Annotated in this window: 21 protein-coding genes; 10 read left to right on the forward strand and 11 right to left on the reverse strand. The window is 63.7% G+C overall.

From position 1 onward, the window contains the following. Positions 1-107: 107 nt before the first annotated feature. The gene (locus A4C63_RS13320; protein WP_063913032.1) at positions 108-2018 is read right to left on the reverse strand and encodes a potassium transporter Kup; all 1911 of its coding nucleotides are present in this window, start codon (positions 2016-2018) and stop codon (positions 108-110) included. A 236-nt stretch (positions 2019-2254) separates the two neighbouring features. Between A4C63_RS13320 and rimO the strand changes: the two genes are divergently transcribed. After that, positions 2255-3586, forward strand: coding sequence for a 30S ribosomal protein S12 methylthiotransferase RimO (gene rimO, locus A4C63_RS13325; protein ID WP_063913033.1), 1332 nt, complete (start codon positions 2255-2257; stop codon positions 3584-3586). 71 nt (positions 3587-3657) lie between these two features. Here the strand turns inward: rimO and A4C63_RS13330 are convergent, their stop codons facing one another. The 4 genes from A4C63_RS13330 to A4C63_RS26790 all read right to left on the reverse strand — a co-directional run bounded on the left by A4C63_RS13330 (position 3658) and on the right by A4C63_RS26790 (position 7897). Then, positions 3658-4407 carry a hypothetical protein gene (locus A4C63_RS13330; protein ID WP_063913034.1) on the reverse strand — a complete coding sequence of 250 codons (750 nt, stop codon included), beginning with the start codon at positions 4405-4407 and terminating at the stop codon, positions 3658-3660. A gap of 54 nt (positions 4408-4461) precedes the next feature. Beyond that, complete coding sequence (locus A4C63_RS13335) at positions 4462-6117, reverse strand: DUF5666 domain-containing protein (protein ID WP_063913035.1); 1656 nt, start codon at positions 6115-6117, stop codon at positions 4462-4464. Then, a complete protein-coding gene (locus tag A4C63_RS13340; RefSeq protein WP_063913036.1) occupies positions 6114-6959 on the reverse strand; it encodes a DUF6502 family protein in 846 nt (281 codons plus the stop codon). The genes A4C63_RS13335 and A4C63_RS13340 overlap by 4 nt, the downstream gene beginning before the upstream one ends. 197 nt (positions 6960-7156) lie before the next feature. After that, positions 7157-7897, reverse strand: a complete 741-nt coding sequence (locus A4C63_RS26790; protein WP_082888328.1) for a hypothetical protein — start codon at positions 7895-7897, stop codon at positions 7157-7159. A gap of 202 nt (positions 7898-8099) precedes the next feature. Here A4C63_RS26790 and A4C63_RS13355 point away from each other — a divergent pair, with 202 nt between their 5' ends. The 4 genes from A4C63_RS13355 to tsaA all read left to right on the forward strand — a co-directional run bounded on the left by A4C63_RS13355 (position 8100) and on the right by tsaA (position 10550). After that, on the forward strand, positions 8100-8552 hold the full coding sequence (locus tag A4C63_RS13355; protein ID WP_063913038.1) for a GNAT family N-acetyltransferase: 453 nt from the start codon (positions 8100-8102) through the stop codon (positions 8550-8552). A 77-nt stretch (positions 8553-8629) separates the two neighbouring features. Then, positions 8630-9340, forward strand: a complete 711-nt coding sequence (locus tag A4C63_RS13360; protein ID WP_063913039.1) for an rRNA pseudouridine synthase — start codon at positions 8630-8632, stop codon at positions 9338-9340. Positions 9341-9389: 49 nt separating this feature from the next. Then, positions 9390-9851: a DUF1456 family protein gene (locus A4C63_RS13365; protein WP_013973832.1), complete on the forward strand. Its 462-nt coding sequence runs from the start codon at positions 9390-9392 to the stop codon at positions 9849-9851. Positions 9852-9857: 6 nt separating this feature from the next. Further along, a complete protein-coding gene (tsaA, locus tag A4C63_RS13370; RefSeq protein ID WP_063913040.1) occupies positions 9858-10550 on the forward strand; it encodes a tRNA (N6-threonylcarbamoyladenosine(37)-N6)-methyltransferase TrmO in 693 nt (230 codons plus the stop codon). Between the two features lie 204 nt (positions 10551-10754). Here the strand turns inward: tsaA and A4C63_RS13375 are convergent, their stop codons facing one another. The 4 genes from A4C63_RS13375 to A4C63_RS13390 all read right to left on the reverse strand — a co-directional run bounded on the left by A4C63_RS13375 (position 10755) and on the right by A4C63_RS13390 (position 15265). Then, a complete protein-coding gene (locus A4C63_RS13375; protein ID WP_025340279.1) occupies positions 10755-12077 on the reverse strand; it encodes a dicarboxylate/amino acid:cation symporter in 1323 nt (440 codons plus the stop codon). A gap of 411 nt (positions 12078-12488) precedes the next feature. Continuing rightward, positions 12489-13835 (reverse strand): ATP-binding protein, encoded by a 1347-nt coding sequence (locus tag A4C63_RS13380; RefSeq protein WP_063913041.1) that lies wholly within the window; start codon positions 13833-13835, stop codon positions 12489-12491. Further along, a complete protein-coding gene (locus A4C63_RS13385) occupies positions 13832-14509 on the reverse strand; it encodes a response regulator (protein ID WP_063913042.1) in 678 nt (225 codons plus the stop codon). The genes A4C63_RS13380 and A4C63_RS13385 overlap by 4 nt, the downstream gene beginning before the upstream one ends. A gap of 150 nt (positions 14510-14659) precedes the next feature. Next, the gene (locus A4C63_RS13390; RefSeq protein ID WP_013973837.1) at positions 14660-15265 is read right to left on the reverse strand and encodes an outer membrane beta-barrel protein; all 606 of its coding nucleotides are present in this window, start codon (positions 15263-15265) and stop codon (positions 14660-14662) included. 129 nt (positions 15266-15394) lie between these two features. Here A4C63_RS13390 and A4C63_RS13395 point away from each other — a divergent pair, with 129 nt between their 5' ends. Next, positions 15395-16186: a dienelactone hydrolase family protein gene (locus A4C63_RS13395; protein ID WP_063913043.1), complete on the forward strand. Its 792-nt coding sequence runs from the start codon at positions 15395-15397 to the stop codon at positions 16184-16186. Between the two features lie 75 nt (positions 16187-16261). After that, the gene (locus A4C63_RS13400) at positions 16262-16963 is read left to right on the forward strand and encodes a 4'-phosphopantetheinyl transferase (protein ID WP_063913044.1); all 702 of its coding nucleotides are present in this window, start codon (positions 16262-16264) and stop codon (positions 16961-16963) included. 3 nt (positions 16964-16966) lie between these two features. On the opposite strand, the gene A4C63_RS13405 is transcribed toward A4C63_RS13400, so the two are convergent. Both A4C63_RS13405 and A4C63_RS13410 read right to left on the reverse strand, forming a co-directional pair. Further along, on the reverse strand, positions 16967-18574 hold the full coding sequence (locus A4C63_RS13405; protein WP_063913045.1) for an ATP-binding protein: 1608 nt from the start codon (positions 18572-18574) through the stop codon (positions 16967-16969). Beyond that, positions 18571-19269, reverse strand: coding sequence for a response regulator transcription factor (locus tag A4C63_RS13410; protein WP_063913046.1), 699 nt, complete (start codon positions 19267-19269; stop codon positions 18571-18573). Before A4C63_RS13410 ends, A4C63_RS13405 begins: the two co-directional genes overlap by 4 nt. Before the next feature lie 766 nt (positions 19270-20035). On the opposite strand from A4C63_RS13410, the gene A4C63_RS13415 reads away from it, so the two are divergent. The 3 genes from A4C63_RS13415 (at position 20036) to A4C63_RS13425 (ending at position 25037) form a co-directional block, all read left to right on the forward strand. After that, on the forward strand, positions 20036-22915 hold the full coding sequence (locus tag A4C63_RS13415) for a ribonucleoside-diphosphate reductase subunit alpha (RefSeq protein ID WP_063913047.1): 2880 nt from the start codon (positions 20036-20038) through the stop codon (positions 22913-22915). Between the two features lie 262 nt (positions 22916-23177). Then, positions 23178-24428, forward strand: a complete 1251-nt coding sequence (locus A4C63_RS13420) for a ribonucleotide-diphosphate reductase subunit beta (protein ID WP_063913048.1) — start codon at positions 23178-23180, stop codon at positions 24426-24428. A gap of 45 nt (positions 24429-24473) precedes the next feature. After that, on the forward strand, positions 24474-25037 hold the full coding sequence (locus A4C63_RS13425; protein ID WP_256202936.1) for a Bro-N domain-containing protein: 564 nt from the start codon (positions 24474-24476) through the stop codon (positions 25035-25037). Positions 25038-25160: the final 123 nt, after the last annotated feature.

The following is a 25160-nucleotide window of genomic DNA, read 5'->3' on the forward strand; positions in this document are numbered from 1 at the left end:
GGTCCATGTGGGAGCAGGCATGCCTGCGAACACCGGCGAAGCCGGTGCCCTACACCGAGTTGCCGGCTTCGCGGGCACGCCCGCTCCCACCTGGGGCGAGTTGAGCCTCAGATCTCGACCTGGGTCCCCAGCTCGATCACCCGGTTCAGCGGCAGGTTGAAGAAGCGCAAGTTGCCGTTGGCATTCTTCAGCAGGAACGCAAACAGGTTGCCCCGCCAGCGCGACATCCCCTCCAGCCGTGAGGCGATCACGGTCTCGCGGCTGAGGAAGTAGGTGGTACGCATCGGGCTGAAGTCCAGGTCTTCCAGGTGGCACAGCTTCAACGCCGCCGGTACGTCCGGTTCATCCATGAAGCCGAAGTGCAGCAACACGCGGAAGAACCCGTCGCCATAGGCCTCCACTTCAAAGCGCTCCTGCTCCGGCACCCGTGGCCGGTCCTCACTGACCACCGTCAACAGCACCACCTGGCTGTGCAGCACCTGGTTATGCAGCATGTTGTGCAACAGCGCATGGGGCACCGCATCGGAGCGCGCCGTGAGGAACACCGCCGTGCCTTCGACCCGGTGCGGCGGCTGAATGCGTATGCTGCTGATGAACAGCTGCAGCGGCAGCGCGCCTTCGTCGATACGCTCCATCAGGATCTGCTTGCCGCGTTTCCAGGTGCTCATCAACAGGTACAGCACGCCACCAGCCAGCACCGGGAAGGCACCACCCTGGACGATCTTCGGCACGTTGGCGGCGAAGAACATTCCGTCAACGAACAGGAACCCCAGCAAAATCGGTACCGCCAGCACGGGTGGCCACTTCCACAGCAGCAGCATCACCGCCGAGACCAGGATGGTGGTCATCAGCATGGTACCGGTCACCGCCACACCATAGGCCGCAGCCAAGGCGCCGGACGACTCGAAACCGATCACCAGCAGCACCACGCCGGTCATCAGTGCCCAGTTCACCGCACCGATGTAGATCTGCCCCTGCTCGTCGCTGGACGTGTGCTGGATCTGCATGCGTGGAATGTAGCCCAGCTGGATAGCCTGGCGGGTCAGGGAGAAGGCGCCCGAGATCACCGCCTGCGAGGCGATCACCGTGGCCATGGTGGCCAACCCGACCAACGGCAGCAATGCCCAGCCCGGCGCCAGAAGGTAGAAGGGGTTACGTGCCGCCTCCGGATTCTGCAGCAGTATTGCACCCTGGCCAAAGTAGTTGAGCACCAGCGCCGGCAGCACCAGGGCGAACCAGGCCCGGGCGATCGGCTTGCGGCCAAAGTGGCCCATGTCGGCGTACAGCGCCTCGGCACCGGTCAGCGCCAGCACCACCGCGCCGAGGACGGCCACGCCGATGCCGGGGTGGACCACGAAGAAATTCACTGCCCAGACCGGGTTGAACGCCTTGAGCACTTCCGGGCTCTGCGAGATGCCATGCCCCCCCAGCGCGCCCAGCGCCACGAACCAGGTGACCATGATCGGGCCGAACAGCTTGCCGATCTTCTCGGTGCCGTGCTTCTGCACCAGGAACAGCGCCACCAGCACCACCAGCGAAATCGGCACCACCCAGTGGTCGATGCCCTCAAAGGCCAGGCCCATGCCCTCTACCGCCGACAACACCGAAACCGCCGGGGTGATCATACTGTCGCCATAGAACAGCGAAGCGCCGATCAACCCGCACACCACCATCAACGTGCGCAACCTCGGGTAGGCCGCCGTGGCCCGCCGCGCCAGCGCGGTCAACGCCATGGTGCCGCCCTCGCCCTGGTTGTCGGCGCGCAGGATGAACATCACGTACTTGAACGACACTACCCACAGCAGCGACCACAGGATCAGCGACAGGATCCCCAGCACGCCGTCATGGTTGACCGGTACTCCGTACCCGCCGCTGAAGACTTCCTTGAGGGTATACAACGGGCTGGTACCGATATCGCCATAAACTACCCCGACCGCCGCCACGAGCAGGCTCATCGACCGCATCGCCCCCTGCTTCCCCTCGTGCCCGCCCTCGGCGTGACTGCTTGCCTGAACCATCGACCACTCCCGCAGACGGCCTTGCAAGGCCAGTAGAATTTCCCATGCACCAGGTGGTACTGATACCCCCCAACGCAATGGCGCGAAGCATAGCGCAGCGTTCGTCGTATTTCTGCTGGTCAAGCGATCCTGCGCTCGCTAGAATTGCGCACTTTTTGATCAGAGGCGCCAAAAGCGCCCGTCAAGATCGCCCGCGATTCCGGTCGGGCGACCTGCATTCAATACCGAGGTTAGTCATGTCCACCACGCCCGCCACCCCCAAGGTAGGTTTCGTAAGCCTGGGTTGCCCAAAAGCCCTGGTCGATTCCGAGCGCATCCTGACCCAGCTGCGCATGGAAGGCTATGAAGTCGTGCCCACCTACGAGGACGCCGACGTGGTGGTGGTCAACACCTGCGGCTTCATCGACAGCGCCAAGGCCGAGTCGCTGGAAGTGATCGGCGAAGCGATCAAGGAAAACGGCAAGGTCATCGTCACCGGCTGCATGGGTGTCGAGGAAGGCAGCATCCGTGACGTGCACCCAAGCGTGCTGTCGGTCACCGGCCCGCAGCAGTACGAGCAGGTGGTCAGCGCCGTGCACGAAGTAGTGCCGCCACGCCAGGACCACAACCCGCTGATCGACCTGGTACCGCCGCAGGGCGTCAAGCTGACCCCGCGCCACTATGCGTACCTGAAGATTTCCGAAGGCTGCAACCACAGCTGCAGCTTCTGCATCATCCCGTCGATGCGCGGCAAGCTGGTCAGCCGCCCGGTCGGCGAAGTGCTGAGCGAGGCCGAGCGCCTGGTCAAGGCCGGGGTCAAGGAGATCCTGGTGATTTCCCAGGACACCAGCGCCTACGGCGTCGACGTCAAGTACAAGACCGATTTCTGGAACGGCCGCCCGGTCAAGACCCGCATGCTCGAGCTGTGTGAAGCCCTGAGCAGCCTGGGCGCCTGGGTCCGCCTGCACTACGTGTACCCGTACCCGAACGTCGACGACGTGATCCCGCTGATGGCCGCCGGCAAGATCCTGCCGTACCTGGACATCCCGTTCCAGCACGCCAGCCCGAAAGTGCTCAAGGCCATGAAGCGCCCGGCCTTCGAAGACCGCACCCTGGCGCGTATCAAGAACTGGCGCGAGCAGTGCCCGGAGCTGGTGATTCGCTCCACCTTCATCGTCGGCTTCCCGGGCGAGACCGAGGAAGACTTCCAGTACCTGCTGGACTGGCTGACCGAAGCCCAGCTGGACCGCGTTGGCTGCTTCCAGTACTCGCCGGTGGAGGGTGCCCCGGCCAACGACCTGGGCCTGGAAGAAGTACCGGACGACGTCAAGCAGGAGCGCTGGGACCGCTTCATGGCCCACCAGCAGGCCATCAGCGCCGCCCGCCTGCAACTGCGCATCGGCAAGGAAATCGACGTGCTGATCGATGAAGTGGAAGAGCAAGGCTCGGTTGGCCGCAGCTTCTTCGATGCCCCGGAGATCGACGGCAGCGTGTTCATCGATGGCGACCACGGCTTCAAGCCGGGTGACAAGGTACGTTGCCGCGTAGTGGATGCCGACGAATACGACATGTGGGCTGAACCCATCTGACGCAGCCGGAGCCTGAAAAGCCCCTGCCCCGGTATTCCCCGCAAGGAACTGCCGGTGCAGGGGCTTTTTCGTCAGAACGCATGAAATAGCATCAGGCCGCCCTCTGCATCCGGGCTGGCATCCGAGAAGCCCTTGACTGCGTAGAGTTGCACTTTCCACTGCTGGTTGAGCTTGTGGGTCAGGAACAGGGTAAGTTCCTTGATCTGTGCGCCCGTCGAGACGACTTTCTGCCGCCAGTCGTAGGAGGCACCCGCCGAAGTGCCTGCGGCCACAGGCATGGCGAAGCCGAGGCTGGCAAATACCGGGTCGTCGAAATCGCTGTCGGGCGGGTCGCCGAACTTCTTCCAGCCCAGGGTCGCAAAGCCGGTCACCGGGCCAAAGGCCTTGGCGATGTCGACCTGGCCGGTGTAGTCGTATTCACCGGTGCCCAGGCACTGGTCTTCATCGGCAGTGGGGAATTTGACCTTGCCGATCAGGTCCAGCATCAGGCCGCCGTCACTGCCATCGAGCAGGGCATAACCGGCGCTGGCAACCGTATCTCCCAGCCCGCTTTCCACATCCCGGCAGCCACCGGGCAAGGGGTCGCCATTCGGGCCCACTTCAGGGTTGGTAATGCGCAGCCAGGGCACAGTGACCTTGTAGGTCATGGGGCCGGTTTCATACTTGCCGACCACGGGGACGTACCAGATTTCCGAGGTAGTACCCGTGCCATAGTCGCCACTTGAATAGTCCATGCCGATGGCGGCGCTGAAGGTATCGCCCAGGACCGAGGCGCTGGTGCATGACAGCAAGCAGGCGAAAAGAGGGAGCGTGGGTCTCATCTGCACCTCGGTATTTCGTCGGGAAGTGTGATCGCACTTACCCAGCCTAGTTGCCTAATGCCCGGACCGCTCTGGATGCTCCACTTTTTCGATTTTCTCTACCGTCTCGGGCCGTTCGACCTTTTCGACTTTCTCAACCCTCTCGACTTTTTCTACCTTTTCTACTTTTTCTACCTTCTCGACTTTCTCAGGCTTTTCGATCTTCTCGACTTTTTCGGGCTTCTCCACCTTCTCGACTTTTTCGACTTTCTCTACCTTTTCAACCTTCTCTACTTTTTCCACCCTTTCAAGCTCGACCTTCTCTACCCGACCAGAGCTTCCACTATTGCTGCTCTCGGGCTGCTCCACGGTGTCGACATGCTCTGACCTCCCGGACTTGTCCAGGCTTTCAGTACTGTCACGACCACTGGAATCGTCAACGCCACCGTGCCCGCTGCGATCATCACTGCTTTCAATGCGAACGCTGGGCGCATCGCGCCCGCCATGCCCGCTATTGCTGGCGCCTTCAGAGGCACCAGAGCCGTGCTCGCGGCCCCGCCCCGAATGCCCTCTGTCCGGGTTGTCGGCACGGTCGTCATGGAACTCCACGCGGTTTGCCCGCAGCTCATGCTTGCCACTGAACACCCCGCTCACCCGCACACGTTGATCGAGCGCCAATGCCGCGGGCTGCTTGCCGACGATCACGGTACCCTGCCCCAGTGTCACCTTGATGCCAGCGACCACCAACTGTTGTGCGTGACTGCGCTGTACCAGCCCCTCGATCACCGCCGTCTGCACACGGCCAGCAAAAGGCAGGCTCGGGTCTGGGCGGGTTTGCGCCACTTCCAGCTGACGCCCAGTCCACTGCCCACGCACCAGCACTTCCCGCGCGGGTGCCACGCGGGTTCCCAGCTTCAGCCCCTGGAGGCTGCCGCTACTGTCAACCGCACCGATTGCACTGGCCTCCCTGAGCCCCGGCGCCCGTTCGATACGGCTGGCAACCACTTCGCCCCTGGCATCGCGCAGGCCACTGACCCTGACCGGCTCACCTGGACGCAGCCCTTCAGCCACCCGCGCCCCTGCAGCAAGCCGCACAGGTTGACCCATGACCCGCAGGGGTGCCGAAGCATTGGGCAGTGCCGTCAGCGGCCCTTCGTAAACGTTGAGGATCGAGATGCGCCCTGCTTGCAGGCCGCGTTTGCTGGCAAATGCCTCCACCGCGACAACCTGCCCGATTGCCAGGTGAGCGCTACTGGCAGGCGCACCGTTTTCACTCACCGGCACGTCTTTGCCAAAGTGCACTTCCAGGCCATTGACGCAAATCGAAGCGAACCCGGTGATGGTGCCGACGATGCCCGTGCCACCAGTGCCGCCCGGGCGCAGGATCGGCGCGCCGGTACCGCCGACACCGCCGTGATCGATAAAGGTGCCGTCCACACCGTCGGCCACCGCACCGGTCCCGCCTGTGCCGCCGGGACGCTGCGGCAGCGGCGCACCGGTGCCACCCACACCACCGTTTTCACTGCGTACTCCAGTACCGCCGACACCGCCCGTCCTGGCCCCGGTACCACCAATACCACCCGGAAACTGCAACCCCGCTGCCCCCGCCATACCCACTTCGTCACGGCTGACACACACCGGTGCTGCGGCCACCTCGGCAGGCGCCACCAGGTTCAGCCCGAAACCCAGGACCAGTGTGACGACACTGAGGCAGCGCGCGAGGAAAGTCATGGGTCTGGTGTCTTCGACAGATCGGGGTCGGTGGTTTCAGTGTAGAAATAAAGCCCGACAGTGATGCGCTGACGCTGCTCGGCGCTGGGCACATCGGCATCTTCCAGGCCCGATGCGAGCCGGCTGAAGGCAAGCAGCGTCTGCATGCCATCCTTGTCCACCGCTTCACGCAGATGGTCGACGCTGGCCGGGCTCAAGGCGTCGTAGTGCACACTGCGTTCAAAGAACGGCTGGCCCTCCCCAGTCAGGTTGTGCACTGCTGCGCAGGCATGGTCATGCAGGTTGTGGCCGAAGTACGCGGCCTTTTCATCAAAGCCCTTCTGCGGCACGAATGCCTGGGCTTCCAGGTGGACACAGTCCTGCTCGTCGAGCCGGACGATACCCAGGCGCAACCACTCATCAAGCACCACCCGGCCACGAATATCGGTACTGATCTTCGCCACCAGGGCATCGAAAGAGCAATCGCCGCCGACACTCGCCAGGCGCGGCAACGGCAGCGCCTGGCCAGGCTCCGAGCAGAACGGCTTGCCAGTGGTCCACATGTTGACCAACTGTGCACCTAACGTGATGTTTTCCGGCAGCGCAGCGAGCGACGTGCCACCCTCGCTGCGCAACCGCCGGACATCCTTGCGATGCACGCCTGTGAGCAGGCTGATACGGCTGTCGGTCGGCACCGTGCCATCCAGGCGAAACTCGCGATGGGCCACATCGACGAACACTTCCTTGAGCAAGTCGGCGAACATCGTATAGGTGACCCCTTTGCGCAGCATCAGGCGCACCAGAGGACGCATGACACGCCGCAGTGCGCTTAACATCGAAGGGGGGATGGTAGGCGATTGCATTGAGCGCATTCCTTGACAGATGAACCCAGTATACGACGCGGGAAAACATCCCACACCAACTGTGACCCTATCCCGGACGAGATGAGGGATGGTCGTCAGCGCTCATTGCATTCGCGTTGAGTGGGGCTGCCGTGTATCCGAACCTGGCCTCATGCAGGCCCGCCCCGAAGGCGCTGCATGAGACCGTTCAGAGCCAGTCAGCTCCTGCTGCTGTCATCACCCGGTTCGCCTGCGGCATGCTCACCGCGGTCATCGCCCGGTTCGCCACCCATATGGTCGCCACGATCATCACCAGGTTCACCACCAACGTGATTGCCGTGGTCATCGCCAGGCTCACCGCCAACATGATTGCCATGATCGTCCCCGGGCTCACCGCCAACGTGATTGCCATGATCGTCACCGGGTTCACCGCCAACGTGATTGCCGTGATCGTCCCCAGGCTCACCGCCAACGTGATTGCCATGATCGTCACCCGCTTCAGCGTGGTTGCCGCTGCGCCCAGAGTTTGAGGGACCGTCATGGCCGCGACCACTGTTACCAGCATGGCCATCGCCATCGCCGTGGCCGCCGTGGCCGCCGCCTTCACCACCATGGCCGCCACCACCGTGACCACCGCCGCCACCACCATGGCCGCCACCGCCGCCACCGTGACCACCACCGCCGCCACCATGGCCGCCACCGCCGCCGCCGTGACCACCGCCGCCGCCACCATGGCCGCCACCGCCACCACCGTGACCACCACCGCCGCCACCATGGCCGCCACCGCCACCACCGTGACCGCCGCCGCCACCACCATGGCCGCCACCACCGCCGCCATCCTTGGCGTAGGCACTGGAACCATTGGATATCGAGTCAGGGATCAGAACGATGGAAGTCGACAGCACGCCAGCAACGGCAGCCGCCAATAGCGCCTTTTTGAACAGCATATGGATGTGCATGTTTCGTCTCCAGGTCGTCGCCATGAGAAACGCCAAATCAAGCCGGAAATTCTGTGTTCAGTTGTTTGCTTCTTGATGCGTGGGATTTTTTCCCACGTAAAAAGTAATAGACCTCTACACCCCGAGGTTCAAGCACCGCACGGAAAAGCCGACCGGTGGTTGGCCTGCTATGTTTGCCTTATCGTCATGGAGGAACACCGGCATGCATTCGGTACTCACGCTGCAAACCCCGCGCTTGAGTGACTACGGCGAACTGGTACAGGTGTGGGAGGACTCGGTACGCGCGACCCACGACTTCCTGCCCGATGGCTACATCGTCTTGCTGCGCGAACAGGTGCTGCGTCGCTACCTCGACGCAGTGATGCTGATCTGCTGCAAGGACCGCCAACGCATCTGCGGCTTCGCCGGCGTCGCCAACGGGCGCGTGGACATGCTGTTCGTCGCACCTGCCTACCGGGGCAAAGGGGTTGGCAAGCGCCTGCTGCACTATGCAATCGACGAGCTGAATGCCGAGCGCCTGGACGTCAACGAACAGAACCCGCAAGCCTTGGGCTTCTACCTGCATGAAGGCTTCGAGGTGATCGGCCGTTCGGAAACCGACGGCCTGGGGCAGCCCTACCCGCTACTGCACATGCGCCTGCGCAAAACGGCGTAAATGACACAGATTCCCAGCCCCTCTGCCGCGCGGGCAGGTACAATGCAGGTCTTTCCCTGCCTTTGCGAATTGCCGTCATGTCCGAACCCGTCCGCCTGTCCAAACGCCTTATCGAGCAGCTTGGCTGCTCACGCCGGGAGGCCGAGCTGTATATCGAAGGCGGCTGGGTCACGGTCGATGGCGTGGTGGTCGAGCAACCGCAGTTCAAGGTCGGGCAGCAGCGCGTCGAACTGCTGCCGGGTGCTCGTGCCGAAACGCTGGAACCGGTAACCCTGCTGCTGAACCAGCCAGCCAACGTGGACAGCGAATCCGCCCGCGCCAGCATGAACATGGCCAGCCTCAGCGAGGCCCACCGCGAGGGTGTACGCGCCCTGCACGGGCATTTTGCCCGGCAGGCCTGCGTGGCACCGCTGGAGCGCGGCGCCAGCGGCCTGCAGGTCTTCACCCAGGACTGGCGGGTAACCCGCAAGATCGACGCCGACCTGCGCCGCCTGGAACAGGAATTCATCGTTGAAGTGCGCGGCGAGACCACGCCCCAGGCGCTGGAACGCCTGGCACGCGGAGCCACCCGCAATGACCGCGAGCTGCCCAGGACCAAGGCCAGCTGGCAGAACGAGACTCACCTGCGCATGGTCCTGAAAAACCCGCAGCCAGGGCAGATTGCCGAACTGTGCGCCTACCTGCGCCTGGAGCTGGTAGGCATGCGCCGCATTCGCCTGGGTGGCGTGTCGATGGGCAAGCTGCCCTTGGGCCAGTGGCGCTACCTGGCCACTACCGAACGTTTCTAAGCAATACGCCGCGCCCACAGGCGCGGCACCTGAACAGGATTCTGCAGCAATGAACCACAACGATGTCCTGCGCAGCCTGCGCTACATGCTCAAGGTGAATGACGCCAAGATGGCCGAGATCATCGGGCTATCCGGCCTCGACGTGCATCCCCTGGTGCTGGCCACCTACCTGAAGAAGGAAGACGAGGAAGGTTTCGTGCGTTGCCCGGAACGGGTCATGGCGCACTTTCTCGACGGCCTGGTGATCCACCGCCGCGGCAAGGATGACAGCCGCCCGCCGCAGCCGATCGAGCTGCCGGTGACCAACAACCTCATCCTCAAGAAACTGCGGGTGGCCTTCGAGCTCAAGGAAGACGACCTGCATGCGATCCTCAAGTCGGTCAACTTCCCGGTCAGCAAGCCCGAGCTCAGCGCGCTGTTCCGAAAGGCCGGCCACGACAACTACCGCCCGTGCGGCGACCAGTTGCTGCGCAACTTCCTCAAGGGCCTGACCCTGCGCGTGCGCGGCTGAGTGGCCATGCAGCATACGGTTACCCCGGTCGGCATCATCCGCTCCTGTTTCAAGGAGAAGTTCGCCATCCCGCGCCAGCCGCAACTGGCGCCCGCCGCACGCGGTGTGCTTGAACTGCTGCCTCCGTTCGACCAGGGTGATGCGGTCGAAGGCCTGGAGCAGGTCAGCCATGTCTGGCTGCTGTTCCTGTTCCACCAGGCGCTGGAAGACAAACCCCGCCTGAAGGTGCGGCCACCGCGCCTGGGCGGCAACAAGAGCATGGGCGTGTTCGCCACCCGCGCCACTCACCGGCCCAATGGTATCGGCCAGTCGGTGGTGCGTCTGGAAGGCGTGGAGCCAGGGCGCCTGCTGCTGTCCGGGATCGACCTGCTCGATGGCACACCAGTACTGGACATCAAGCCGTATGTGCCGTACGCCGACAGCATCGCTGGCGCCAGCAACCAGATGGCCAGCGAAGCACCTGCCGCGATCGCCGTGCAGTGGGGCGACAACGCCCTGCCCCAGGCCCGTGAACATGCACTGCGCCTGGGTGAACCGTTGGTGGAACTGATCGAGCAATGCCTGGCACAGGACCCACGGCCGGCCTACCAGGTGCCGCCGGCCGAGCGGGTGTATGGGGTGAAGTTCTGGGATGTGCAGGTAAGGTGGCATTACCCGCAGCCGGAGGTGATCCGGGTGTTGGAGGTGGTGCTGGCCTGAAGGGCGTATGCAGACCTTGTGGGAGCGGCCTTGTGTCGCGAAAGGGCTGCGCAGCAGCCCCGGCAATCTTGCAGGATGGCTGATATCCTGGGGCCGCTGCGCGCCCCTTTCGCGACACAAGGCCGCTCCCACAAGGAACCGCGCACCGCACAGACATGAAAAAGGCGACCCTGAGGTCGCCTTTTTCTTTTCACCATCCCGCGATCAGCGAGCCGGGCCTTCAGCCACGCCCAGGTCGTCGGTCGGACGGGTGTCGACTAGCGGCGCACCACCGGAGGCCAGCTCCGATGCCAGCTTGTCGTTGTCCATTTCCTTCACCCACTTGGCCACGACCACAGTGGCAACGGCGTTGCCCACCAGGTTGGTCAGGGCACGGGCTTCAGACATGAAGCGGTCGATGCCGAGGATCAGCGCCAGGCCGGCAACCGGCAGGTGGCCTACGGCCGACAGGGTGGCAGCCAGGACGATGAAGCCCGAGCCGGTAACGCCGGCAGCACCTTTGGAAGCCACCAGCAGCACCAGCAGCAGGGTGATCTGGTGAGTGATGTCCATGGTGGTGTCGGTGGCCTGGGCGATGAACACTGCCGCCATGGTCAGGTAGATCGAGGTGCCGTCGAGGTTGAACGAGTAACCGGTCGGGATGACCAGGCCAACCACCGACTTCTTCGCACCCAGACGCTCCATCTTGGCCAGCATGCGTGGCAGGGCCGATTCCGAGGAGGAAGTACCCAGCACAATCAGCAGTTCTTCACGGATGTAGCGGATCAGCTTGAGGACACTGAAACCGTGGGCGCGGCAGATACCACCCAGCACCACCAGTACGAACAGCAGACAGGTGATGTAGAAGCAGGCCATCAGGTAGCCCAGTTGCACCAGCGAGCCAACGCCGTACTGGCCGATGGTGAAGGCCATTGCACCAAAGGCACCGACTGGGGCGAGCTTCATGATCATGTTGATGATGTTGAACATGACATGGGCGAAGCGGTCGATCATGTCCAGCACCGGCTTGCCGTAGCTGCCCAGGCGGTGCAGGGCGAAGCCGAACAGCACGGAGAACATCAGCACTTGCAGGATGTCGCCGTTGGCGAAGGCGCCGACCACGGTGTTGGGGATGACGTTGAGCAGGAAGCCGACGGTGGTCTGCTGCGCGCCGGCGGCGGCGTAGGCAGCCACGCTGCTGGCGTTCAGGGTGCTGACGTCAATGTGCATGCCAGCGCCCGGCTTGACCACGTTGACGACGACGAGGCCGATGATCAGGGCGATGGTGGAGACGATTTCAAAGTACAGCAGCGCGTAGCCACCGGTCTTGCCAACCGACTTCATGCTCTGCATGCCGGCGATGCCGCTGACCACGGTGCAGAAGATGATCGGGGCGATGACCATCTTGATCAGTTTGACGAAGCCGTCTCCCAAGGGTTTGAGAGCGACGCCCGTCTCCGGGTAGTAGTGGCCGAGCAGGATACCGATGGTGATGGCGACCAACACCTGGACATACAGGGATTTGTACAGCGGCTGACGTGTCGTCATGGCTAATTTTCCTCAAGTGTGCCGGTTCACCCTTCCCAGGGCGATGGGGCACCTGAATCGCTAACCCTCCTGCACCCGGAGGGATTTGTCGTTGTGTTCGAGCTGCCTGGGCAGGCCTCTGCGAGGATCAATAGCAAGGGTGGTGCCAAAATGCCCACGAAGGGTGCAAGGGCCGAGTTTGCGGGGGATAAACGCCCAACGACGGGGCGATTCTGCGGAGAAAGGCTGGCGGATTTCCGCCCGGTGGCGGGATTTGTACAGGGGTGTTGGCGGGAATCCGCCCATTGTGGTTTGCCTGTGCCGGCCCTTTCGCGGGCTCGCCCGCTCCCACAGAGTGCCCGCAGGGCTCAGGACCTGTGCGGTACCTGTGGGAGCGGGTTCACCCGCGAAAGGGCCGGCACAGGCTACAAATCAATCCAGGTTGAAGGTGATTCTGAACGCCGCACCGCCCAAGGGCGAATCCCCCAGGCTCAGCTCGGCGTCATAGCTGTCGACGATATCCTTGACCACCGCCAAGCCGATCCCCTGCCCCGGGTGCTGGCTGTCCAGCCGTTCACCCCGTTCGAGAATGCGCTCACGCTGGTCGGCCGGCACCCCCGGCCCGTCGTCCTCGACGCACAAGGTCAACTGCCCAGGCGCCTGCTCCAGGCTCACACGCACCTGGCCCAGGCTCAGGCGGTAGGCGTTCTCCAGCAAGTTGCCCAGCAGCTCCAGCAACGCGCCCTGCTCCATCGGCACCTGCGCCGCCTCGGGCAGTTGCAGGGTCACGTTCACCCGCTTGTCCCGGTACACCTTGGCCAAGGTACTGCACAGGCTGTCGAGCAACGGTCGCAGCAACACGCTGTGGCGCACCAGGCCACTCTTGCGCAGGCTGGCGCGTTGCAGCTGGTAGTCGATCTGCTGGCTCATGCGCTCGATCTGGCTCTGCAGCACGCGCGCCTGCTCGCGCTCGCCGCTACGCTGCTGCAGGCTTTCGCCCACCCCCTGCAACACCGCCAGCGGCGTCTTCAGGCTGTGCGCCAGGTCATCGAGCGAATCGCGGTAGCGTTGGCGCTGCTCGCGCTCGCTGCGCAACAGGCGGTTCAGCGAGCCGGTCAGGCGCAGCAGCTCACGCGGGTGTTCGCGGCTCAGGCCATCCCGCGCCCCCGACTCCACGTCGTCCAGCTCAAGGCTGAGCCGGCGCAACGAACGCAGGCCCCAGGTCAGGCCGGCCCACAGCAGCACCAGCAACGCCAGCAGGGCCGCGCCAAAGCCGAGGTAGAGCTTTTCGCGCAGGCCGTCGAGGGTGTGCTGGTATTCACGCACCGGTTGCAGGGCGACAATGCTGTAGGCGGCGCTCTGGCCACCCAGCAGCTTGATCTCGACGTCATAGACGAAGAACTCTTCGCCATCGGCCTGGTGAATGCGGGCGAATTCGTTGCCGCGGCCGTCGTAGCGCGGGCGGTAGTTGATGTTCTGCGCGGCGGTGGCCCGCGACTGCCAGACCAGCTTGCCATCGCGGTCGAAGATATAGCCGAGCAGGCCGGTGTACGGCAGGTTGTAGCGCTCGTCCGGCAGCAGGGTCGGCATCTGCAACTGGCCGTGCTCGATGCGTGCAGCGGAAATCAGCGTGGTCACATCCGAGGCCAGGCGTTGTTCGATCGACTCCTGCAGGGCCAGGCTGAAGGCTTTCTGCAAGGCCGGTAGCAGCGCCAGCATGAACAGCAGCGCCAGCACCGCAGCCGCCAGCATCAGGCGCACCCGCAGCGAACGGATCATCGGCAGCGCTCGGTGAACAGGTAGCCCAGGCCGCGCACGGTGTCGATAGGTTTGAAGCCGCGCTCGCCCTCGAGCTTGCGCCGCAGGCGGCCAACCAGCACTTCGATGACATTCGGGTCACGCTCCTCGTCACCCGGGTACAGCTGCTCCATCAGGCGGTCCTTGGCCACCACCTGCTGGTGATGGCGCATGAGGTATTCGAGGATGCGGTATTCGTAGGCAGTCAGGGCCAGGGGCTGCTCATCCAGCGTCGCCTGCTTGCGGTTGAGGTCGAGCACCAGCGGGCCGGCGGCGATGGTCGACTGGGTGAAGCCGCTGGAGCGGCGCAGCAGGGCATTCAGGCGTGCTTCGAGTTCTTCGAACTGGAACGGCTTGACCAGGTAGTCGTCGGCACCGGCGGCCAGGCCCTCGACCTTGTCCTGCCAGTTGCCGCGGGCGGTGAGGATGAGAATGGGGAAGGTCTTGTCCTGGCTGCGCAGGCGCGTGATCAGTTCCAGGCCGTTGATGCCGGGCAGACCCAGGTCGATGACGGCCAGGTCGAAGTGGTATTGCCCGGCCTGGTACAGCGCCTCCTCGGCATCGGCGACGGCCTCGACCACATGGCCGCTTTCGCCCAGGCGGGTGTAGAGGTGATGGCGAAGCAAGGCTTCGTCCTCGACCACCAGCAGTTTCATGTGCAGCTCCTTGATATGTATTGCCTGTACCGGCCCTTTCGCGGCTAAAGCCGCTCCCACAGGTATTGCACAGGTTTTATGGACTGTGCGATCCCTGTGGGAGCGGCTTTAGCCGCGAAAGGGCCGGTACAGGATAACCCGGCTCGCCGGTCAGAACTTGTAGCTTGCAGCCAGGTAGGTCTGGGCGCTGCTGGTCAGGCGCAGGGTGCCGTCCTTCGGCCCGCCGTGCGCACCCACTTCGGTGGCGGCATTGGTGCGCAGGTAACGGTAGCCCAGTTCCACCGAAGCCTTGTCGGTGATGTCCTGGATCACGCCAGCCTGAAGGCCATAAGCGTAACCGTAGTCGGTATCCCGGCTGGCACCTGGTGAGTCCTGGGTCAGCTTGGTCACGCCCAGGCTGCCACCACCAAACAGCTTGGTGGTATCACCTACCGGCAGGAACAGGTCGTAGCTGCCCAGCAGGTTTTCCTGGCGCAACTTCAGGCCGCTGTGGTCGCCCGATACATTGTCGTAAGTCATGTAGTAGCGGCCCTGGTCATTGATCTTGCCCACGCGCACGCCCCAGGTGTCGTCCTTGCCGATGATGCCGTCGGCATTGAGGTGGTCGGTGTTGCGCTGCAGCAGGCCGGACTTGCGAACCTTGTCGCTGGTCTGGCCGTAGGTCAGGCTGGCGAAGTTGTCGTCAGCGGCCTGGGCGGTGGTGATGCCAGCGGCGCAGACGGCCATGGCGGCAAGCAGGGTATTGAAGGTTTTCATGGCTGGGTACTCCAGTTGGGTGCGCTGTTTCGGTCTGGAAGCTAGAGTAAGCAGGGCACCCTGAACCGCGACTGAACCCTGGCTGAACCCTGGCTGAACGAACCGTTTGCAAAACAAGGAGTAGTGACCATGCGCGCCCTGCTGGCCTTGACCCTGATGTGCAGCGTCGCCCTCGCCCAAGCGGCGGTACAAACCCGAGAAATCCCCTACCAGGACGCCGAGGGCAACCGCCTGGTCGGCTACTACGCCTATGACGACGCCATCGAAGGCAAGCGCCCCGGCATTGTCGTGGTGCATGAGTGGTGGGGGCTGAACGACTACGTCAAGCGCCGCGCCCGCGAGCTCGCGGCGCTGGGCTACAACGCACTGGCCATCGACATGTATGGCGACGGCAAGCACACCGACCACCCGGCCGACGCCAAGGCGTTCATGACAGCGGCGATGAAGGACCCCAAGGCTGCGGTACAGCGCTTCGACGCCGGCCTGGAGCTGCTGAAGCTGCAGCCCAATATCAACAAGCACCAGTTGGGGGCAGTGGGCTACTGCTTTGGTGGCAAGGTGGTGCTGGATGCCGCACGGCGGGGCGAGAAACTCGATGGTGTGGTCAGCTTCCACGCCCCGCTGGGTACACAGACGCCGGCCAGGCCGGGCGTGGTGCGTGCCGATATCCTGGTGGAGCATGGTGCGGCGGACACCCTGGTACCCGCGCAGCAGGTAGAAGCATTCAAGGCGGAAATGGATGCAGCCAAGGTCAACTACCAGTTCGTCAGTATTCCCGGGGCCAGGCACGGGTTCAGCAACCCGGATTCGGACCGCATGGGGCACGGCGAACATGGCGGGCCGGATATTGCCTATGACCAGGCGGCGGATGCCAGTTCCTGGGCGGACATGCAGGCGTTCTTCAAGAAAGTGTTCAAGTAAACAGCGCGAGGGGCCGCTTTGCGGCCCCTGCGATCCCATCTCCCACACCGTCGCCTCGGCTGGCACAATAGCCCCATGAACACACTCCCCGCCTGCTGCGCCCCGCTCCAGCACCACTGGCCCCTGCCCCGCCCACTAGCCGGCGCGGTGCTGGTCAGTTGCACCTTCGACCCCGCCCGCCTGGCACCCGACGACTTCCAGCGCGCCGGCGTCGTGCCAGGCGCCAGCCTGCAGCGCTCGGTGGCCAAGCGCCAGGCCGAGTACCTGGCCGGTCGGGTATGCGCCCGCGCCGCGCTGCAGCGCCTGGACGGCCGTGACTACGTGCCCGGCACCCACGAAGACCGCTCGCCCATCTGGCCCGCCGGTATCCACGGCTCGATCACCCACGGCAAAGGCTGGGCCGCTGCCGTGGTCGCCGCCGAGGGCAGTTGCCAGGGCCTGGGCCTGGATCAGGAAGCGCTGCTGGATGACCAGCGCGCCGAGCGGTTGATGGGCGAAATCCTCACCCCACCCGAAGTCGAACGCCTGGACCGCCGCCAGCTCGGCCTTGCAGTCACCCTGACTTTCTCGCTCAAGGAAAGCCTGTTCAAGACCCTCTACCCGCTGACCCGCCAGCGCTTCTACTTCGAGCACGCCGAAGTGCTGGACTGGTCCGCCGAAGGCCTGGCCCGCCTGCGCCTGCTCACCGACCTGTCGCCGCAGTGGCGGCATGGCACCGAACTGCAGGGCCAGTTCTGCCTGCAGGACGGCCACCTGCTCAGCCTGGTCAGCGTCTGACCGTCACAACGGTGCCTGCTGCCGTGGCCAGGTCAGGCTGAAGCAGGCCCCGCCCAGCGCGGCGCTGCGCCCCACCGTGGCCCGGCCCGCGTGCCAATAGATGATCCGCCGCACGATCGACAGACCCAGGCCATGCCCGCCCGAGGCGCGGGTGCGGCTGTCGTCGAGGCGGGTGAACGGTGTGAAGATACGGTCCCAGACGCCCTCGGGGATCCCCGGGCCATCATCCTCCACATCGATGCAGCAGCGTTGCTGCCCCAACTGGTAGCTCAGGCGCACCTCGGCCTCGGCATGGCGCATGGCGTTGCCCACCAGGTTCTGCAGGGCCCGATGCAGGTAGCGCGGCTCGGCCTCGACCCAGGCGCCTTCGGCATCGGCGCCCTGGCATTCACCCCGCACCACCCGTACTTCGGCACGCAACGGCGCCAGCTCTTCAATCACCCGGTCGAGCAAGGCATCCAGGTCGACCCGCTCGAACTTCAGCGCCGGTGCACCCTGCTCCAGGCGGGCGTAGGTGAGCATCTCGTCGACCAGCTTGTCGAGATCCTGGATATCGCCGTCCATGCCCGCCAGGTGTTTGGCCCGTGCCTGCTCGGTGGTGGCATTTTCGATCATTTCCAGACCAAAACGCAGGCGTGCCACCGGCGTGCGCAGCTCGTGGGAAACCGCCCGCACCAGCTCACGCTGCATGGTCAGCGAGCGCTGCAGGTGCTCGGCCATGCCGTTGAAGGCCGCGGCCAAGCGCCCTACCGAGTCGGCGTCGCCGGCCGGCACGCGGGTGTCCAGGCTGCCCTGGGCGATGCGCGTGGCGGCAATCTCCAGGCCCGACACGCGGCGCTCCAGCTGGCGCACCAGCAGGTAGACCACCAGGCCGATCAGGCACAGGCCGAGAAAGGCGATCAGGATCAGCAACTGCGGCGGATACGGGTTGAGCTGGTACAGCGGGCCGATTTCCAGCACCCAGGGCGAGCCAGCCAGCCCGGCGAACACGCGGATCGAGTCACCATCCTTGCCCAGGGCCATGACCGTGTCGCCCTCCTCGACCCGGCGCCGCTGGTCATCGTCCAGGCTCACCCGCTCGATGCGCTGCAGGGCCACGCCAAAGCCGAAGCCCTTTTCTTTGGTGATCTGTGCCAGGCGCTGCTGCTGTTCGGTTACCGGGTAGCGCACCAGTTCGTCGGCCAGCAGGTAGAGGGTGGCCCGCGCCAGTTGCTCGCTGATCTGTTTGATCTGCGCTACCAGCATCAGGTCTTCCTGGCCGACCTTGCGCAGCACCTGGGCCGCATGCGGGCCGGTCTTCTCGACCACCACCAGGCCGCGGTACAAGCGCGCCCGCTGGCCACCATCGAGGGTGCGCGCGGTCATTGGCTGCAGCGCCAACGGCACGCCAAGCAGGCGCTCCCAGATCAGCAGTGAACGCTTGCGCTCGGTGTCGTTCTGCAGCGCCAGGTTGTCGGCCATCAGGCTGAAAGTACCCTGGGCCAGGCCCTCGCGGTGCTGGGCGGCACGCACTTCGTTGACCAGGTGCAGGCTGAGCACCCCGAGCAGAGCCACCAGCACCAGCACGGCCAGCATGCCGCCATAGATGCGCAGGAAGATCGAGTTGTTCATGAGGCCTCGCCAACGAACAGGTAGCCTTTACTGCGCAGGGTCTTGATCAGCCTTGGCTGGAGCGGGTCGTCGCCGATCTTGGGGCGGATCCTGGAAATGCGTATGTCGATGGAACGGTCCTGGCCGTCGTAGCCGACGCCACGTAGCGCGGTGAAGATCTGCTCGCGCGTCAGCACCCGGCCGGCGTTGCTGGCCAGCAGCCAGAGCAGGTCGAATTCGGCGCCGGTCAGCTCGATCAGTTGTTCACCCAGACGCGCCTCGCGCAGGCGATTGTCGATGCGCAGCGCGCCGAAGGCCAGGTCCTGGCGCTTGCTGTCCGGTGCTTCGCTGCGGCGCAGCAGGGCCTGAACGCGCGCCAGCAGCAGGCGTGGGCGTACGGGTTTGCAGACGTAGTCGTCGGCCCCCAGGTCCAGGCCCTGGACCTGGTCGAGTTCATCGCTGCGTGCGGTCAGCATGAGGATCGGGCCGGGGTACTGGCTGCGCACCCGGCGGCAGATGCTCAGGCCGTCCTCGCCGGGCAGCATCAGGTCGAGAATGACCAGGTCGGGCTGGCTGTCGACGATGCGCCGCGCAGCGCGGGCGCCATCGCCCTCGACGCTGACTTCGAAGCCGTTGACCTGCAGGTACTCGGCGGTGAGCTCGGCCAGGCGCTGGTCGTCTTCGACGATGAGGATACGGGGTGCGGGGTGGTCCATGGCTTGTGCCTTTGCTTGTTGTTTTTCTGTGGCCTGTACCGGCCTATTCGCGGGCACGCCCGCTCCCACAGGGACCGCGCCGCTTTCAAGGCTTGCACAGTACCTGTGGGAGCGGGCGTGCCCGCGAAGGGGCCGGTGCAGGAAACATGACCTTTTAACCAAAAGGCAACATCTGCTTCGGATACTACGTCCCGCCCCCAGGCACTGCCAACCTGCCAGCAGCCCCTCGACTGAACCGTTTTTTGTGACAGGGTTCGCGCCCGAAAAATTCTGCCCAGAACCGGCAAGGCGCAGAAAAATACTGCAAACCACTTGGCACAAGGCCTACAGCGAATACCCACTAGTCACTCACAAAGTACACACAAGTTATCCACAGGCGCTCGCCTTGCAAAGCCCCCGATACCGCATTATCTTGTATCCCCAGCACAGCAAACCACTAGATGTTGGGTTTCAGTCACGAACGCCAAGCATGAGTCAGCAGAGAAATTCAAGCGATTTTTCTGGCAGGACTCGTTGTGGTTTTATCGATCCACCGCTCCTAGCGGATACTGAACAGCCTGCTTTGGCTTATCCCAAAGCATTTGACTTCGGCCAGGGAGCGGCAAGGTTCTTGCCCCCATTTCCTGATCTGTCCCGAAGTCGGTACGCCCGAGCGGGTGGATGCGCGTGCATGACGCATCCTCGTGAAGGCCATCGAGCAAGTGGACGGAACGGTGGGCGCCCAAAAGGCGCCTGAACAATATAGAAACTGTGGAGACACCCACCCATGCAAACCGACACAACTCGCGAGAACCCGCAGGCCAAGGTGCCGCAGGCCGCCGATTCCAACCAGGATCTGGCCGCCACCGCTCCCGGCCAACTGCGCGTGATCAAGCGTAACGGCACTGTCGTCCCCTACACCGACGACAAGATCACCGTTGCCATCACCAAGGCGTTCCTCGCAGTTGAAGGCGGCACCGCCGCCGCTTCGTCGCGCATCCACGACACCGTCGCGCGCCTGACCGAGCAGGTCACCGCCACGTTCAAGCGTCGCATGCCATCGGGTGGCACCATCCACATCGAAGAAATCCAGGACCAGGTCGAACTGGCCCTGATGCGCGCCGGCGAGCAGAAAGTCGCCCGTGACTACGTCATCTACCGCGAGCAGCGCGCCAAGGAGCGTGCCACCCGCGTGAACGCCGAGTCCGTGGTCGAGCCGCACCCGACCATCCGCATCACCCTGGCCGACGGCAGCCTGGCGCCGCTCGACATGGCCCGCCTGAACACCATCATCAGCGAAGCCTGCGAAGGCCTGGCCGAAGTCGATGGCGACCTGATCCAGCGCGACACCCTGAAGAACCTGTACGACGGCGTGGCCATCAAGGACGTCAACACCGCCCTGGTAATGACCGCCCGTACCCTGGTAGAGCGCGAGCCGAACTACTCGTTCGTGACCGCCCGCCTGCTGATGGACACCCTGCGCGCCGAAGGCCTGGGCTTCCTGAACGTGGCCGAGAGCGCCACCCACCACGAAATGGCCGACCTGTACGCCAAGGCCCTGCCGGCCTACATCGACAAAGGCGTCGAGTTCGAGCTGCTGGACCCGGCCCTGAAAGGCTACGACCTGGACCGCCTGGGCAAGGCCATCGACCACGAGCGTGACCAGCAATTCACCTACCTGGGCCTGCAGACCCTGTACGACCGCTACTTCATCCACAAGGATGGCGTGCGCTTCGAGCTGCCACAGGTATTCTTCATGCGTGTGGCCATGGGCCTGGCGCTGGAAGAGAAAGACAAAGAAGCCCGTGCGATCGAGTTCTACAACCTGTTGTCGTCGTTCGACTACATGGCCTCGACCCCGACCCTGTTCAACGCCGGCACCCTGCGCCCGCAGCTGTCCAGCTGCTACCTGACCACCGTGCCGGACGACCTGTCGGGCATCTACCACGCGATCCACGACAACGCCATGCTGTCGAAATTCGCCGGTGGCCTGGGCAACGACTGGACCCCTGTGCGTGCACTGGGCTCCTACATCAAAGGCACCAACGGCAAATCCCAGGGCGTGGTTCCGTTCCTGAAAGTGGTCAACGACACCGCCGTTGCCGTCAACCAGGGTGGCAAGCGCAAGGGCGCCGTGTGTGCCTACCTGGAAACCTGGCACCTGGACATCGAAGAGTTCATCGAGCTGCGCAAGAACACCGGTGATGACCGTCGTCGTACCCACGACATGAACACCGCCAACTGGATCCCCGACCTGTTCATGAAGCGTGTCTTCGATGACGGCAAGTGGACCCTGTTCTCGCCTTCGGAAGTGCCAGACCTGCACGACCTGACCGGCAAGGCCTTCGAAGAGCGCTACGAGTACTACGAAGCCCTGACCGAGTACAACAAGATCAAGGTGTTCAAGACCATCCAGGCCAAAGACCTGTGGCGCAAGATGCTGTCGATGCTGTTCGAGACCGGCCACCCGTGGCTGACCTTCAAGGACCCGTGCAACCTGCGTTCGCCGCAGCAGCACGTGGGCGTGGTCCACAGCTCGAACCTGTGCACCGAGATCACCCTGAACACCAACAAGGACGAGATCGCAGTCTGCAACCTGGGCTCGATCAACCTGCCGAACCACATCGTCGATGGCAAGCTGGACACCGCCAAGCTGCAACGCACCGTGAACACCGCCGTGCGCATGCTCGACAACGTGATCGACATCAACTACTACTCGGTGCCGCAAGCGCGTAACTCGAACTTCAAGCACCGCCCGGTCGGCCTGGGGATCATGGGCTTCCAGGATGCGCTGTACCTGCAGCACATTCCGTACGGTTCCGATGCCGCCGTCGAGTTCGCCGACAAGTCGATGGAAGCGGTCAGCTACTACGCCATCCAGGCGTCCTGCGACCTGGCCGACGAGCGCGGTGCGTACGAGACCTTCCAGGGTTCGCTGTGGTCCAAGGGCATCCTGCCGCTGGATTCGCAACAGATCCTGATCGAAGCCCGTGGTGCCAAGTACATCGACGTCAACCTGGAAGAGTCCCTGGACTGGGCCCCGGTGCGCGAGCGCGTCAAGAAAGGTATTCGTAACTCGAACATCATGGCCATCGCGCCGACCGCGACCATCGCCAACATCACCGGCGTGTCGCAGTCCATCGAGCCGACCTACCAGAACCTGTACGTGAAATCGAACCTGTCGGGCGAGTTCACCGTGATCAACCCATACCTGGTCCGCGACCTGAAGGCCCGTGGCCTGTGGGACTCGGTAATGATCAACGACCTGAAGTACTACGACGGTTCGGTGCAGCAGATCGAGCGTATCCCGCAAGAGCTGAAAGACCTGTACGCCACCGCGTTCGAAGTCGAGACCAAGTGGATCGTCGATGCCGCCTCGCGTCGCCAGAAGTGGATCGACCAGGCCCAGTCGCTGAACCTGTACATCGCCGGCGCCTCGGGCAAGAAGCTGGACGTGACCTACCGCATGGCCTGGTACCGTGGTCTGAAGACCACCTACTACCTCCGTGCCCTGGCCGCGACCAGCACCGAGAAGTCGACCATCAACACCGGCAAGCTCAACGCCGTTTCCAGCGGTGGCGACAGCGCCCCGGTCCAGGCAGCCGGCCCTGCGCCAGTGCCAAAGGCCTGCGCGATCGACGAGCCTGACTGCGAAGCCTGCCAGTAAGGCCTGAGTGCCGAGAGGGGTGCCCGCGGGTGCCCCTCGCGGCATTCTCCGCCTGTGGGAGCGGGTTTACCCGCGAAGAGGCCGGCTATGCCATCGCCTCTCCACAGCCAGACACAATAAGCCGCGGCCCCACCGCCCCGGCCAGCCCTTTGGGGCCAATCCAGATTTGCGTGCACCGCCGTACCCCATCCTGGGGACCAAGCCGCAACCAAGATCCACCGGCCATACTTATTAGATGGCCCTCAAGCAGGAGAATCTCACCATGCTGAGTTGGGACGAATTCGATAAAGAAGACGGCGAAGTAGCCGCCAAAGGCAACACCCCTGCGCAGGCCGCTGCCGCCGCCACCCTCGACAAGCTCGACAGCGCCGGTGGTGCCGCCGCCCTGGAAGCCCGTGTCGCCACCGCCGACGACTCCGACGCGGTCAAGCGTGCCAAGGCTGCCCTGAACGACCTCGACATCGCCGAAGGCCTGGCCGAGCTGGAAGGCTCCGGCGCCCGCGTGCGTGTTGACGAAAAGCGCATGATCAACTGCCGCGCCGACCTCAACCAGCTGGTACCGTTCAAGTACGACTGGGCCTGGCAGAAGTACCTGGATGGCTGCGCCAACCACTGGATGCCGCAAGAGGTCAACATGACCGCCGACATCGCCCTGTGGAAGAGCATGGACGGCCTGACCGAAGACGAGCGTCGCATCGTCATGCGCAACCTCGGCTTCTTCTCCACCGCCGACTCGCTGGTCGCCAACAACCTGGCCCTGGCCGTGTACCGCCTGATCACCAACCCGGAGTGCCGCCAGTACATCCTGCGCCAGGCCTTCGAAGAGGCGATCCACACCCACGCCTACCAGTACTGCATCGAGTCGCTGGGCATGGATGAAGGCGAGATCTTCAACATGTACCACGAGATCCCGTCGGTCGCGAAGAAAGCTGCCTGGGGCCTGAAGTACACCCGCGCCATCTCCGACCCGGAGTTCAACACCGGTACCGTCGAAACCGACAAAGAGCTGCTGCGCAACCTGATCGCCTATTACTGCGTACTGGAAGGCATCTTCTTCTACTGCGGCTTCACCCAGATCCTGTCCATGGGCCGCCGCAACAAGATGACCGGCGTGGCCGAGCAGTTCCAGTACATCCTGCGTGACGAGTCGATGCACCTGAACTTCGGTATCGACGTGATCAACCAGATCAAGATCGAGAACCCGCACCTGTGGGACGCGGCGATGAAGGAAGAAGCGACCCAGATGATCCTGCAAGGGACCCAGCTGGAGATCGAATACGCCCGTGACACCATGCCACGCGGCGTGCTGGGCATGAACGCAGCGATGATGGAGGACTACCTCAAGTTCATCGCCAACCGTCGCCTGACCCAGATTGGTCTGAAGGAAGAGTACCCAGGGACTACCAACCCGTTCCCTTGGATGAGCGAGATCATGGACTTGAAGAAAGAGAAGAACTTCTTCGAGACTCGTGTGATCGAGTATCAGACGGGTGGTGCACTGAGCTGGGACTGATCGTCCGGGCTGAGCATCGAGAAGGCTGCCAATTGGCAGCCTTTTTTGCTTGGAAAATGGCCGAACAGGAAGCTTCCTACAAGGTTTGGCATTGTTACTTTCACCCGTCACAACCGCCCACTCCACACCCTCTGGTTCGAATCCCAAGCCTGGTTCTGCGCCCACGAACTCGGCCGGCTGAGTGGGCACTTCTTCGACGAACACTGCATGCGCAAGCTCGACCCGGATCAGTACCGCACTGTGCAGCTGCTGCGCTATGGCAAGTACCAGGAGACCACCATGGTCAGCGAGTCCGGAGCCTATACCTTGCTGGCGCATCACCATGTGCCGGAGAACCGCCATTTGCGTTGGTGGCTGACGCATGAAGTGGTGGCAGTGCTGCGCGATGGGCAAGCTGACGGGGTAGAGGATGCGCCGCGACTGGGGCAGATGTGCTGGCCTGGAGGGCGGAGGGCGACGTTGTTGTATTGGCAGAGTGAGCCTTGGGTGAGGATGCGGGATATGCCGGTGGTGCTGGCTGGGGAAGTGGATCAGCCGGGGCCGGTGGAGAAGCGGAAGTTGAGTTGGCGGGAGTGTGCGCAGCGAGCGCTGCGGATGCATGGGGTTTAGCAGGCGGTTTTGCCTGTGCTGGCCTCTTCGCGGGTGAACCCGCTCCCACAGATGGCTCAGTTTGCCAGATGTTCTTGGTAAGCAGGCCAAGAACAGAGGTAAGTGCCGGAGTTGGCAATAGGC

This window comes from Pseudomonas sp. p21 (genome assembly GCF_001642705.1).
GTDB lineage: Bacteria > Pseudomonadota > Gammaproteobacteria > Pseudomonadales > Pseudomonadaceae > Aquipseudomonas.